The organism is Xanthomonas protegens (assembly GCF_038442435.1).
Classification (GTDB): Bacteria; Pseudomonadota; Gammaproteobacteria; order Xanthomonadales; family Xanthomonadaceae; genus Xanthomonas_A; species Xanthomonas_A sontii.
This window is the reverse complement of the sequence record NZ_JAQJCQ010000003.1, coordinates 239450-252186: the sequence shown is the minus strand read 5'-3', so window position 1 is coordinate 252186 and position 12737 is coordinate 239450. Positions and strand designations below refer to the sequence as shown.

Genomic DNA, 12737 nt, shown 5'->3' with positions numbered 1-12737 from the left:
TGTAGCGGGCTGAGCGGAGTTCGGCCCCTGCTGATGAGTGCGACGCTGAGGGAATGCTGTCGGCTCAGGACGCCCGATCAGCCAACAGCAGCGGCGACACGGTCCCGCGTTGCACCATCACGCACTGGTCGGCGATGGCGGTCAGGCCGAGGCGGTGCGAGACCGCGACCAGGGCGGTCTGTGGCAGCCGCCGCCGCAACGTGCTCAGGACCTGCTGTTCGGCGACGGCGTCGAGCGCGCTGGTGGCTTCGTCGAGCAAGGCGACGCGCGGTTGCCGCAGCAGCACCTGGGCGAGCAGCAACCGCTGCAGTTCGCCGCCGGACAGGCGCGCGCCGGCGCCGTGCGCGGCGGTGTCCAGGCCGGCGCCGCCCTGCAGGCGCGTGGCCAGGCCGACGTCGCGCAGAGCTTCCCACATCGTGGCCTCGCTCGCGGCCGGCGCCGCCCAGGCCAGGCAGTGGCGCACGCTGTGCTGCCAGGGTCGTACGCCCTGGGCGACATAGGCCAAGGGCTGCAGCGCGGCGCGGTAGCCGGCGAAGTCGAGCGCACGGCCGTCGCAGTGCGCGGCGAACTGCGGTGGCGCGACCATGCCGGCCAGCGCGTCCATCAGGCTGCTCTTGCCGACGCCGGATGGGCCGCTGATCAGGGTCAGCGTGCCTGGCGCGAGGACCAGACCGGTCAAGGCCACCGCGGCCAGCGGCGGTGCCAGGCCGATGCGTGCGATCTGGATCGGCGCCGTCGCTTCCGTCGCTGTACTGGACTGCGCCGCCACAGTGCCAAGTGGTGTTGGCAGCGTGCCGAGCGCGACGTAGCGCTGCCACAATTCCAGCGCAGGCGCGGCCGAGCGCAGTTGCTGCACGCTCTGCCGGGTCGAGACCAGGTACGGCAGCAGCCGTCCCAGCAGCAGGCCGACAGTGATCAGCGCGCCGCGGTCGATGCCGTGCCACACCCCGGCCAGCAGCATGATCGCGGCGATGGCCGCCACCGCCGCGAGTTCCAGCAACAGGCGGCCGGAGGCGACCAGCGCCTGCTGGCGCGCGTAGCCATAGGCGAGCCGGCCGGCGATCGCCTCGTAGGCTTCCTGCTCGCGTGCCTCGCGGGCGAACGAGCGCACGTGGCGCAGACGCCGCGGGAAATCCTCGCTGAGCCAGAACAGCCGGGTCATGTCGGCGACGTACTGGCGGCTGACCCGGGCCTGTTCGTGGCCGGCGATGCGGAAGGCGAGCAGGCCCAGCGCCAGCAGCGGCGGCAGTGCCAGCACCAGCATCGGGGAGACCAGGAACGCCGCGGCCAGGCTCACCGCCGCGGTGATCGCCGCCACCAGCAACTGCAGCAGCGCGCTGAAGCCCTGCACCACGATCTCGACGTTGTAGGTGAGCAGGTTGGCGATTTCCGCCGAGCTGGCGTCGGCCAGGGCCGGCAGCGGCGCCTGCAGCAGCCGCGCATGCACCTGCCGGCGCAGGTCCAGCGCGTGGCGGCTGGCCAGGTCCGCGGCCAGTCGTGTGCCCCACCAACGCAGCAGGGCGAAGCCGCTGCTGGCGGCGACGAACAACAGGGTCTGCGCGAGGAAGCCGTTCGGCAACGGCAAGGCGTGGCCGGCCAGGGTCAGCACGTGGCCGGGTTGCACCAGCGGCACCAGCGCGACCGCCGCCAGCGCGCCGGCCAGTGCGCCGAGCAGCGACAGCAGCACGTACCCGGCGATCCGCAGGCGCTCGCCGCGGCCGAGCACGGCGACGAAGGCGCGCAGCAAGTGCGATGCCGGCTCCGGGCGTGCGCTCATCGGTGGGCATCCATGCGGCGGACCATCGACGCGGTGCGCGGCCTGCACTCCCCTGCGTCGGCGATGCGCGTCGCCGGCACCGTCAGGTCGGGCACGGGATCAGTCCAACAGTGTCTGCACCGCATCGACCGAGGCCTCCGGATGCGTGCCACGTTGCAGTTCGTACACGCCCAGCCGCTGTAACTGCCGCGCGAACAACGGCCAGTGCGGCTGGCCCGCGGCGTAGGGCTGGTCCGCGGCCAGGCGTGCCGCCACGTCCGTGTCGGGCAGCGGCTGCAGCAGCCGCTGCGGATCGGCGGCCATGGTGGACGAGACGAACACGGCCGCGGCCAGCCGCAACGGCGCCTGTGCCAGGCGCCCCTCGCCCTGGCGGATGTCCACCTCGTGCTTCAGCGCGCCGCTGCGGCGGCGGATCATCGGCGCCGCCGAGATCCAGGCGCGGGTGTGCGGATCGAGCAGGTGCAACAGTTCCGGCCGCAGGTGCAGGAAGTTGCCGATGCCGGTGGCGAGCAGGTATTGCGGGGCGACGAACAGCGCGTCCTCTGCTAGGAACTCCAGCCCCCGCAGCAGGCTGTGCAGCGCCAGGGTCGACTTGCCGGCGCCGCTGCCGCCGAGCAGCAGCACGCCGCGGCCGTCGCGGCCGACGCAGGCCCCGTGCAGCGGCACCAGGCGCATGCCGTGCGCGGCAAGCACGAACACGGCGAACTCGATCAGCTCGTAACGCACGTGGTAGGCGTGCGCGAGCATGTCCTCGGACACCACCACCAGCGCCCTGCGCTGCTCGGGCACCAGCACGACGTAGTTGTGCGCATCGATCACCCCGCTCAAGACACCCGCGCCGGAATGGGTCTGCACAGGCGGCGGCTCCATTGCCAGCGCGTAGGGTGCGTCGCCGCGATCCACTAGGGTCAGTTCGATGCGGAACGCGGCGCTCTCCGGCAGGCGATGCGCCGGCACCGCGCCGAATGCCGCTTCCACCAACGCCAGCAGCGCCGGACTGTTGCTCTCGAAGTGGAAGCGTCCGCCGAGCAGTTGCTTGCTGAGCCTGTGCGGGCGACGCAGCTGGGTGTGGAACGGGTCGCAGGCACCGGCCGCAGTGACGACAGGCGTGGCGTGGTCGCTTGTTGCCACGTCCAGAACACGCACGGTCGATCGCTGCATCGGAGAAGGGTCGCTTGGGTGGATGCAGCGTGGGTGCGCCTGCCGCGGCCAAAGGTTGCGCGGGTCATACCAGTATTTCGCGCAACCAAACGGCGCAGCTCCGGCACCTACCGCCACGGCCACCTGCGCGCGGCCATCGCTGCATGCGCCCCTCCCCCGCGGCGCCGAACGAGACCTTTCGCCGATGCTCAAGATCCAGGTCAGCCACTCCTACTTCCTGCGCTACGACCCCAAGCAATGGGAACGCGGCAAGCCGTACCCGCCGCTGGCCACGCTGCAGGTGGCGGCACTGCTGCGTCAGCACGGACACCGGGTGACGCTGTTCGACGCGATGCTCGCCGAAGGCGTGGAAGACTACGACCACGCCGTCCGCACGCAGCGGCCTGACCTGGTGGTGTTCTACGAGGACAACTTCAACTTCCTCACCAAGATGTGCCTGAGCCGGATGCGCGAGGCCGCGTGCCGGATGATCGCCGAGGCGCGCGCCGGCGGCAGCCGGGTGATCGTCGCCGGCTCCGACGCCTCGGACCATCCGGAGGCGTTCCTTGCGGCCGGTGCCGACGCGGTACTCATCGGCGAAGGCATCGCGGCCTTGCTGGAACTGGTGGCGCGCCTGCAGGCGGAACCGGACATCGACCCGGCGCGCTGGGTGGCCGGCCTCGCCGAGGTGGCCAGCGCGGTGCTGCCGCAACTCAAGCGCGCGCAGATCGGCGCGCGGCCGCCAGATCCGCGGCTGTCGGTGACGGCGGCCTGGGACCTGCTGGATATCTCGCGTTACCGCGCGTTCTGGCAACAGCGACACGGCCATTTCAGCCTGAACATGGCCGCCTCGCGCGGCTGCCCGTTCCGCTGCAACTGGTGCGCCAAGCCGATCTGGGGCAATCACTACAAACGCCGCGAGGCGCAGGACGTGGCCGCGGAGATGACCCAGCTCAAGCGCAGTTTCGCACCCGACCATGTGTGGATGGCCGACGACATCTTCGGCTTCCACGTGGACTGGGTGGAGGACTTCGCCGATGCGCTGGCCACCGCCGACGGTGCGGTGCCCTTCACCATTCAGACCCGTGCCGACCTGTGCAGCGAGCGCATGACCGCGGCCCTGGCGCGCGCCGGCTGCCGCGAGGCCTGGATCGGCGCGGAGAGCGGCAGCCAGCGCATCCTCGACAAGATGACCAAGGGCACCGACGTGGACGGCGTGATCGCCGCGCGCCAGCGGCTGGGCGCGCAGGGCATCCGCGTGGGCTTCTTCCTGCAGCTGGGTTACCTGGACGAGCAACTCGACGACATCCTCGCCACGCGCCGGCTGGTGGCGCAGGCGCGGCCGGACGACATCGGCGTCAGCGTGTCCTATCCCCTGCCCGGCACCGTGTTCTACCAACAGGTCAAGGACCAGCTCGGACGCAAGACGCATTGGCAGGACAGCGACGACCTGGCGATGATGTTCCGTGGCGCCTACGACTCGGCGTTCTACCGCCAGGTACGCGATCTGCTGCATCGGCAGGTGGACCTGCAATGCCGCGAGGATGCGTGCCCGGCGCCGACGCACGCGCAGGACTGGGCGGCGCTGGACGCCGACTGGGCAGCGCTGATCGCGCGCGAGGCGCAGCATCGGACCGATCCGCCGCCAGCGCCGGCGGCCAAGGCGGTCGCCGCCGGCGGCGGCCGCCGCATCCCGCTGGTGCAGCGCTCATGAGCGACCTGGCGACGCCCTCGTCTCCGGCCGTGGCGGCCGACCTGCCGACAGCGGCGCCCGCGGCGACGCCGGCACACCTGCCGTTGCGGCGCATCGGCCGTGGCCTGCGCCTGGCCACCGAAACCCTGGCGCACGAGCTGGCACGCCCCGGTGCGCCGATGCCGGACTGGAGCGGCCTGCACTGGCAACTGGCCGCAGCGGCCGCGGTCGCGCACGGCGTGGCGCCACTGCTGAGCCAGCGCTCGCAATGGCCGGACCGGCCGTGGCGCGCGTTCCTGGAGGGGCAGCGCGACCACGTGGCGCAGCGCTACCAGCGCATCGCCGCGTTGCTGCAACGAATCGACGCCCTGGCGCAGACCGCCGGCCTGGCGATCGTGCCGCTGAAGGGCGCGGCGCTGCATGCACAAGGCCTGTATCGGCAGGGCGACCGGCCGATGGCCGACATCGACCTGCTGGTACGCCCCGAGGACGCCGAGCGTGCCGCGGCGCTGCTCGCCGCGCTGGGCTACGTGGCCGAGTTCGCGCAGTGGAAGCACCAGACCTTCCGTCCGGCGCAGGCGCAGGCGATTGGTGGCCTGGGCGAGCACCGCGACACGCCGATCAACATCGAACTGCACGTGCGCATCCAGGAGCGCCTGCCGCTACGCACGGTCGACCTCGGCACGCAGCTCCTGCCGGGCGACGGCAAGCCCGGCCTGAATCCCTACCCGAGCAACGGCGCGCTGATGCGCCACCTGCTGCTGCACGCGGCCGGCGGGCTGTGCAGCCGCAGCCTGCGGCTGATGCACCTGCACGACCTGGCCTTGCTCGCTCCGCGCATGCGCGCCAGCGACTGGCAGGTGCTGACCGGTGCCGATGCCTGGTGGGCGTGGCCGCCGCTGCGGCTGATGTTGCGCTACTACCGCGCGGCGATCCCGTCGGCGGTGCTCAAGCAACTGCGCGCGCAGTGCCCGCCGCTGCTGCGGCTGCGCGCGCGTGGGCTGGACCTGACCGCGGCGTCATGCTCGCAACTCTGGTTGCCGGCGCTGCCGGGCATCGAGTGGGCGCGTTCGGGCCGCGAGGTGCTGGACTATCTGCGCCAGCGGCTGCAGCCGTCGGCGGAAAGCCGGCAGGAACGCGCCGAGATGATCCGCACCCAACTGTGGTTGCAGGGCCAGGATTGGGTGCGCCTGCCGCAGCGCCGCCGCGTGCTGCAGCGCCTGCTGCGCCGGGTGCCGCGGATGGACACGCTGTATGCGGTGCGGACCGCGCTGCAGGGCTATGCGCCGTCGTCGGATTGACGCATGCCCTCATAAGACCGTCGTAGGAGCGCCTTCAGGCGCGACAGTCATTGCGGGACATGCGTGTCGCGGCTGAAGGCGCTCCTACGACAAGACACGATGCCGCCTTAAAGGCGAAGCGCCGGCACGCCGCGCTGCGCGTCAACCGTTCTGCGCCGCGCGCCGCTCATCGGTGCTGCGCGATGCGCACAGGCGCTGGTACAGCGCGGTGAAGCCGCGCACGCTGCAGTCGGCGTCCTCGCGCACGGCCCGGCATTGCGCCGCCCAGGCCAGGCGCAGGCGCAGTTCGTCGTCGCTGAGCACCTGGCGCAGCGCATCGGCCAGCCCGGCCCAGTCGCCCACCGGCACCGCCAGTGCCGCCGACGGCGCCCACTCCTGCAGATGCCCGACCGCGGTGCCCACGGTTGGCACGCCGGCCACCGCCGCTTCCAGCAGCACCAGCGGCCCGGCCTCGTGCTGCGACGACAGCACCAGCAGATCCGCCGCCTCCACCAGCGGGCGCAATTCGCGCTGGGTCTTGAAGCCGAGGAAGCGCACGCGCTCGCTCAGGCCCAGCGTGGCGACCAGGCGCTGCATCGCGCCGTCGAGGGTGTCCACGCCAACCAGGTCGATGCGGAAGTCGACCCCGGCGCGGGCCAGCGCAGCGAGTGCGCGCAACAGGGTCGTCTGGTCCTTGACCGGATTGAGGCTGGCCACGTGCAGCAGCCGCGCCGGGCCCTCCCCGCGCGGGCGCGGCGGGCGCGGCGGCCAGGCGCGCAGGTCCACGCCCAGCGGCACGCGTTCGGCGGCGATGCCCAACGCCCGCAGGCTGTCGAGGATGGGCGCGCTGGCGGCGGTCACCGCACTCGCCAGGCGCAACACCAATGCCTCGCGCAGCCGCCCCTGCCATTTGCGCCGGCCACCGTAGCCGATCGCATGCAGTGCGACCAGTTCGCCGCCGGCGATGTGCACCAGGCTCGGCCGCTGCAGCCAGCGCGCTGCCGCCACCGCGATCAGGCTGCAGTGGCCGGAGAACAGCGACTGCACCACGTCGAACGGCGCGCGGCGGTGCTCGGCGCGGATCGCGGCGATCGCGCGCCAGCGCGTACGCGCCGCGCCGATGTTGTGGATGCGCGCGCCCAGCAGGTCCCATTGCGCCGGCAGCGGCTCCTGGTGCAGCACGAAGACGTGCAGGTCGTGCACGCGTGCCAGGCGTTCGATCAGGCTCAGAAAGGCTGGAATCACCCGGTACTCGCCGCTGCGGTCGACGCCGCCCGGCACCACCAGGGCCAGCTTCATGCCGCGCTCCGCGACGTGGCACCGAGCAACTGCGCATAGGCGCGCGCCCAGCGCCGGCCGACTGCCGCGAACGACAGCTGCGCATCGAAATGCGCACGCACCAGCGCCCGCGACGGCCCGTCGCGCGAGGCCTGCAGCAACGCGGCCGCCAGGCGTTCGGCGTCGCCGCAGGGCCACAGCGCGCCGACCCGGCCGCCGTCGCTGAGCGCACGGAACGCCGGGATGTCGGTCAGCACCGGCACCGCGCCGCAGGCATAGGCCTCCAGCGCGGCGTAGCCGCAGCTCTCGCCCAGGCTGCCGGACACGAACAGGTCGGCCGCGCGCATCAGGGTCTGGATCTGCGCGTGCTCCACCCGGCCCAGCAGGTGCACGCGGCCGGCCAGCCGCGGATCGGCCTGGACGCGCTGCTGCACCACCGGCAGCAGCGGCGCATCGCCGAACGCGCAGAACAGCTGCAGCCCGCTCAGTTGCTCGCTGGCGCGGGCCACGCCGTCGAGGACGGTGAGCGGGTCCTTGCCCTCGCTCAGATGGCCGACCCACAGCACGCAGGGCGCGCCATGCAGCCCGCTGTCGCGGCGCGCCTGGTCGCGCTCGCCCGGAGTGAAGCGGCAACTGGATTCGGGGATGGCGAACAGGCGCGTGGATCCGGCGAACAGCCCGGCGCCGACGAAGCCGCGTGCCAGGTCCAGCGAGGTGAAGGCGATGCCGGCGGCGGCGGCGTACCAGCGCCGCCATTGCGGCCGCCGCCACCAGCGTGGCGGTCGGTTGGCGTGGTCCTGCAGCAGGATCGGCAGCGACGGCCGCCAGCGCGCCAGCGTCGCCGCCTCGCGCGCGAACTGCAGGCCGTGCACGTGCACCACGTCGGCCTCCAGCGCGGCCAGCAGTGCGGCGATGCGGCGCAGATGGCGCCGGCGCCCGATCTCGGCACGGCGCACGAAGTGGTAGTCGACGCCGTTGCGCTGCAGTTGCGCATCGACCGCGGCGGCCTGGATCACCGAGACGCGGGTGCCGGCGCTGGCCACCGCCTCGGCAATGTCGGCCAGCGATGGCCACAGCGCGAACGCCTGCTCCGGCGTCACCCCGTCCGGCAACGGCACGAAGTTGAGTTGCACGGCATGCACGGCGCGGGCGACGTTGCCGGCCATGCTCAGATCCCGGACACCTGCGGCCGGTGCAGGCGCACCAGCCGGTTGGCGAGGTTCAGTTCCCATGGCCGGTCGTAGCGCCGGTAGCGGTAGCGCCACGCGGCCAGCGCGCTGAGGCCACGCTTGGCCCAGCCCGGCGAGCGCTGATCCTGCGCGGTGGGATAGCGGCAGCCGAGCACGGTGACGAAATCGCGGATGCGCTGGCGCAGCGCATCGGTGAGCCAGGGCGCATCGGCGTGGCAGGCGTAGTCCACCCACTGCGGCTGCGCCCATTCCTCCGGCGTGCGCGGGAACTGCACCGGCACGCCGTCGCGGTCGAGCAAGGGCATGCCGGCGCGGCGGCCGCGGTCCTTCTCGTGGCGGCTGCTGTCCGGCAGCGGCGTGTACACGTAGACGATGATTTCCGACTGCGGGTTGATCCGCTTCAGCTCGCGGATGAACTCGAAGGTCTGCTCGGTCTCGCGTTCGCTGTCCTGCGGCGGCGCGACCATGAACGACAGCTCCGGGATCACCCCGTTGCGCCGGCACAGTTCGGCCACTTCCAGGGTCTGGTCCGGGCGCGTGCCCTTGCGGATCTCCTTGAGCATCGCCCCGCTCGGCGACTCGGCACCGATGTAGGCCATGCGCAGGCGGCTCTTGCGCACCAGCTTCCAGGTGCTCTCGGACAGGTTGAGCAGCGCGTCGGCGCGGGCGTAGCACCACCACGGCAGTTCCAGCTTCGCCATCACCTCCAGCAGCGGGATCATGTCGGCTTCGCGGTCGAAGAAGTTGTGGTCGAAGAACTGGATCGAGTCGGCGCCCAGGCCGTATTTCAGATAGCCCAGCTCGCGCTCCAGGCGTGCCGCGGTCGGCAAGGCGGTGGCGCCGCCGAACATCGCCGCCACCCCGCAGAAGGTGCAGCGGAAACGGCAGCCCAGCGCGGCCTGGTGCGAGGCGGTGCGGCGGCCGAGGAAGGTGCGGCCGAGATAGCGGCGCGGTTCGCCGAGCTTCTCGTACGGCAGCGACGGCAGCGCGTCGCCGCGCTGGAACGCGCGGTTGCGGTTGTGCACCACGGCGCCGTCGTGCTTCCAGGACAGCCCGTCGACCTGCGCCAGCGTCGGCCCCTCGCCACGCAAGGCGGCCAAGAGTTCCGGCAGGGTGTCCTCGCCCTGCGCGCGGATCGCGTAGTCCACGTACGGTGCGGCCAGCGCGGTGTCCGGGTACAGCGTGGGAAAATAGCCGCCCCAGACGATCGGCAGCGCCGGGAAGCGCGCACGGATGGCCTGCGACAGCGCGATCGACGGCGCCAGTTGCGGCCCGCCCATCACGCTGATGCCGACCGCATCGAAGCGCTGCTCCTGCAGCGCCTGCAGGCTGCGGTCGATGAAGTCGCGGTCGACGTTGCCGTCGATGATGCGGCTGTCGCCAGTGCGATCCAGCGCCGCCGCCAGGTTCAGCAGCGACAGCGGAAAGCGGGCGCTGGACGGCTTGGTGATGGTGGGATTGACCAGCAGCGTGTTCGGTGTGGAGGACATACGGGGCGAACGCAGGACGGGGGTCACGGCAGGCGCCGCAGGCGCAGCACCAGGGCCACCGGCACCTGCAATGCAGCGGGATCGAAATGGGCGCCGGTGGGGATGTCCGCCGGGTCGAGCATCGGTTCGCTGACCGCGTCGATGGCCAGCCCGAGCGCGGCGCAGGCGGCGTGCCAGTGGCTGTACAGGTGCTGGGTGTGGCGCACCGCGTAGCGCTGGCCGCCGGCCTTGAAGTCGCGGCGCCAGCCCAGCGCCGGGCCGATCGGGTGCACGTCGCTGCACAGCACCCAGCCGCCGGGCCGGGTGACGCGGCGCAGTTCCGCCAGCGCCGGCGACAGCTGCGGCAGGTGCCCCAGCGCCAGAGCGCAGAGGCTGAGGTCGGCGCTGGCGTCGGCCAGCGGCAAGGCCTCCAGGCTGCCTTCGCGCAGCGTGTAGCGGCCGGTATCGACGTCGCCCAGTTCCTGCGCCGCGCGCGTCAGCATCTGCGGCGACAGGTCCACGCCGGTGACGTGGCCGGCGCCACGCTGCAGCGCATACAGCAGGTAGCGGCCGCTGCCGCAGCCGGCATCGAGCACGTGCTGGCCGCGCAACGAGGGCGGCAGCAAGGCCAGCATGGCGCGCTGCTCGGCCTGCATCACCGGGTTGTGCGCCTGCGCCGGGTAGCTGTCCGCCCACAGCGCATAGGCGGCCAGCGGATCGAGGGTCGGGATGGCGCTCATGCCGGGCATTCCTGCGACAACTGGGTCAGACGTGAACGCGGCGGTGCAACCTGGACTTCCAGGCCCGGCTCCAGCGCGAGCAGCGCCGGGTCGGCGAGATCTGCGGCGATCAGCTTCGGCACGCCGTCCAGCGTCACCGGCACCGTGTCCACGCCGGCCGCGGCGAACCATGAGGCGAAATCGGGATCGGCGATGCGCGGACGGCCATCGCGCACCACCGCGCGCAGCGCGCTGCGCGGCAGCCCGACCAGGCTCTGCGCCGGCGCCCCGCCACGGTCGGCGACGATCAGCAGATCGGCGTGTGCGCCCGGCGCCAGATGCCCGCGATCCGGCAAGCGCAGGATGTCGGCCGCGGCGGTCGTGGCCAGGCGCAGCGCCTCGGTCGCGTCCAGGCCGTGGGCGGCGGCCAGGCGCAAGTCGTCGAGCAAGTCGCGGCCGCCGCTGACCCGCGCATCGCTACCCAATGCCAGGCGCCCTGCCGCGCTCAGGCGCTGCGGGTCGAGGGTGCGTCCGAGCAGGGTCAGATTGCTGCTCGGGCACCACACCACCGCCGCGCCGCAGGCGAGCACGCGCGTGACGTCGTCGGCACTCAGGCCCACGCCGTGGATCAGCACGGTGTTGCCGGCCAGAAGGCCGCGCCGCTCCAACTCGGCGAGTTCGCCGGCGGCCACCGCATCGGTGCCTTCGGCCAGGTGGATCATCCACGGCCAGCCGGCGGGGGACGCCGCGGCGAAGCTCTGTGCCAGCGGCGGCCCATAGTCGGGGCCATGCAAGGTGTAGCTCCAGCCGAAGTCGCGCAGCAGCGCCACCGGGAAGTCGGCCGCATCCAGCGCGGCATGCCAGGGATCGTGGTGGGCCACACAGGTCACCCCGGCCAGCAGGTTCTTCAGCCCGCCATGGCGCAGCCGCAGCGACTTGGGCAGCGCCAGCGCGGCGGCCACCGCCGGGGTGTGGAAATGCGCGGCGAAGGCGTCGATCCAGGCGTAGCTGTTGGCGAACGGCGCGTCCTGCGGCAGAGGCGGCACCGCGTTGACGTGCAGATGCTCGTGGGCGTTGATCAGGCCGGGCAGCACCAATTGCCCGTGCAGATCGATGCGCAGCGCGGCCGGCATGGCCGCCGCGGCGATGCGGCCGGCGTGCAGCGCCAGCGGCGCGTGCACCGCGCCGCCGGCGTGCGCGACGCGCGCACCCTCCAGGCAGAGGTCGATGGGGGCGGCAGACGCGGCCATGCTCAGCGCTTGCGCATCACGATCAGGAAGTGATCGCCCATGTCGCGCAGCAGCGGCCAGCCGCCGATGCGGTCGTCGAGGCGGCCCAGCGCCTCGCCCAGGCGCGGATGGCGCTGGTAGTGCTCGACCAGGTACGGCGGCGGCAGGCACAGGCTGAGCGCGCGGTACGACTCCAGCGCGAAATGCGGCGCGAACGCGCGGTAGAACTCGCGCGGCAGGTAGTACCAGGTCCAGATCGTGTGCCCGTTCATGCCCACGGCGGTGGCGCCACGTGCGGCGCGCACGGCGGCACGGCGAACGCGGCCGCGCAGCAGGTAGTGGCCCAGCTCCCACGGGCACAGGCGGCCGATCACCGAGAACACCAGGCGGCCGTCGCGGCGCAGCAGCCGCGCGCAGTGGCGCGCGACGTCGGGCAGGTCCGGCGCGCAGTTGAGCGGGCCGAAGTTGGAGTACATGCCATCGAACTCGCCGTCGAGCAGCTCCAGTTGCTGGATGCCGACATGGGCCACGCTGAGCCGGCCGCGCAGACTGGGATCCTGCGCGCGGGCACGGGTGCGCTCCACCATCTGCGGCGACCAGTCGGTGGCCAGCACGCGGTAGCCGCGCTGGGCGAAGGCGTGCGCATCCAGGCCGGTGCCGCAGCCCAGATCGACCAGGCGCGAGCCGACCGGCAACTGCGTCGCCACCGTGTCCCACAGGGTGGTGCGCATGCGCTGGATCAGCGCGTTGTTGCCGCGCGGGCCATCGTAGTCGGCGGCCACGCTGTCGAAGGCGCGCTGCGTGTCCAGCAACCGCACCGGGTCAAGGGTGGTCGTGTGCGCCGTTGCACCCGCCTTGCCATTCGCTGTCACCTGCACCTCTCCACTGCCCTGCCCTTGTCGGAATCCGCACGCATCGAGCGCGCGGTACTGCAGGTAGGTGCGGCGGCAGCGCCGTTTGGT

10 protein-coding genes are annotated in these 12737 nt (G+C 72.4%); 2 read left to right on the top strand and 8 right to left on the bottom strand.

The genetic code is table 11. From position 1 onward, the window contains the following. Positions 1 to 64: 64 nt before the first annotated feature. Both PIQ37_RS06055 and PIQ37_RS06050 read right to left on the bottom strand, forming a co-directional pair. Entirely contained in the window at positions 65 to 1777 is a 1713-nt protein-coding gene (locus tag PIQ37_RS06055; protein ID WP_342072760.1) for an ABC transporter ATP-binding protein, read from the bottom strand. A gap of 99 nt (positions 1778 to 1876) precedes the next feature. Then, entirely contained in the window at positions 1877 to 2938 is a 1062-nt protein-coding gene (locus tag PIQ37_RS06050) for a phosphoenolpyruvate carboxykinase (ATP) (RefSeq protein WP_342072759.1), read from the bottom strand. 184 nt (positions 2939 to 3122) lie between these two features. Between PIQ37_RS06050 and PIQ37_RS06045 the strand changes: the two genes are divergently transcribed. Beyond that, entirely contained in the window at positions 3123 to 4631 is a 1509-nt protein-coding gene (locus PIQ37_RS06045) for a B12-binding domain-containing radical SAM protein (RefSeq protein ID WP_342072758.1), read from the top strand. Continuing rightward, positions 4628 to 5911, top strand: coding sequence for a nucleotidyltransferase family protein (locus PIQ37_RS06040; RefSeq protein WP_342072757.1), 1284 nt, complete (start codon positions 4628 to 4630; stop codon positions 5909 to 5911). Before PIQ37_RS06045 ends, PIQ37_RS06040 begins: the two co-directional genes overlap by 4 nt. Before the next feature lie 141 nt (positions 5912 to 6052). Here PIQ37_RS06040 and PIQ37_RS06035 read toward each other — a convergent pair whose 3' ends face one another. The 6 genes from PIQ37_RS06035 to PIQ37_RS06010 are packed head-to-tail and all read right to left on the bottom strand — an operon-like array spanning position 6053 to position 12647. Continuing rightward, positions 6053 to 7189, bottom strand: coding sequence for a glycosyltransferase family 4 protein (locus PIQ37_RS06035; protein ID WP_342072756.1), 1137 nt, complete (start codon positions 7187 to 7189; stop codon positions 6053 to 6055). Then, positions 7186 to 8334: a glycosyltransferase family 4 protein gene (locus tag PIQ37_RS06030; RefSeq protein ID WP_342072755.1), complete on the bottom strand. Its 1149-nt coding sequence runs from the start codon at positions 8332 to 8334 to the stop codon at positions 7186 to 7188. Before PIQ37_RS06030 ends, PIQ37_RS06035 begins: the two co-directional genes overlap by 4 nt. A 2-nt stretch (positions 8335 to 8336) precedes the next feature. Then, a complete protein-coding gene (locus PIQ37_RS06025) occupies positions 8337 to 9848 on the bottom strand; it encodes a B12-binding domain-containing radical SAM protein (RefSeq protein ID WP_342072754.1) in 1512 nt (503 codons plus the stop codon). A 23-nt stretch (positions 9849 to 9871) separates the two neighbouring features. Further along, a complete protein-coding gene (locus tag PIQ37_RS06020) occupies positions 9872 to 10567 on the bottom strand; it encodes a class I SAM-dependent methyltransferase (protein WP_342072753.1) in 696 nt (231 codons plus the stop codon). Further along, positions 10564 to 11796 carry an amidohydrolase family protein gene (locus PIQ37_RS06015; RefSeq protein ID WP_342072752.1) on the bottom strand — a complete coding sequence of 411 codons (1233 nt, stop codon included), beginning with the start codon at positions 11794 to 11796 and terminating at the stop codon, positions 10564 to 10566. Before PIQ37_RS06015 ends, PIQ37_RS06020 begins: the two co-directional genes overlap by 4 nt. Before the next feature lie 2 nt (positions 11797 to 11798). Continuing rightward, positions 11799 to 12647 (bottom strand): class I SAM-dependent methyltransferase, encoded by an 849-nt coding sequence (locus PIQ37_RS06010; RefSeq protein WP_342072751.1) that lies wholly within the window; start codon positions 12645 to 12647, stop codon positions 11799 to 11801. Positions 12648 to 12737 lie beyond the last annotated feature (90 nt).

What these genes read in the sequence shown, in the direction of transcription:
- PIQ37_RS06015 (WP_342072752.1), bottom strand. Translation starts at nt 11,796, where the DNA reads ATGGCCGCGTCTGCCGCCCCCATCGACCTCTGCCTGGAGGGTGCGCGC.
- PIQ37_RS06050 (WP_342072759.1), bottom strand. Translation starts at nt 2,938, where the DNA reads ATGCAGCGATCGACCGTGCGTGTTCTGGACGTGGCAACAAGCGACCAC.
- PIQ37_RS06035 (WP_342072756.1), bottom strand. Translation starts at nt 7,189, where the DNA reads ATGAAGCTGGCCCTGGTGGTGCCGGGCGGCGTCGACCGCAGCGGCGAG.
- PIQ37_RS06030 (WP_342072755.1), bottom strand. Translation starts at nt 8,334, where the DNA reads ATGGCCGGCAACGTCGCCCGCGCCGTGCATGCCGTGCAACTCAACTTC.
- PIQ37_RS06020 (WP_342072753.1), bottom strand. Translation starts at nt 10,567, where the DNA reads ATGAGCGCCATCCCGACCCTCGATCCGCTGGCCGCCTATGCGCTGTGG.
- PIQ37_RS06055 (WP_342072760.1), bottom strand. Translation starts at nt 1,777, where the DNA reads ATGAGCGCACGCCCGGAGCCGGCATCGCACTTGCTGCGCGCCTTCGTC.
- PIQ37_RS06045 (WP_342072758.1), top strand. Translation starts at nt 3,123, where the DNA reads ATGCTCAAGATCCAGGTCAGCCACTCCTACTTCCTGCGCTACGACCCC.
- PIQ37_RS06025 (WP_342072754.1), bottom strand. Translation starts at nt 9,848, where the DNA reads ATGTCCTCCACACCGAACACGCTGCTGGTCAATCCCACCATCACCAAG.
- PIQ37_RS06040 (WP_342072757.1), top strand. Translation starts at nt 4,628, where the DNA reads ATGAGCGACCTGGCGACGCCCTCGTCTCCGGCCGTGGCGGCCGACCTG.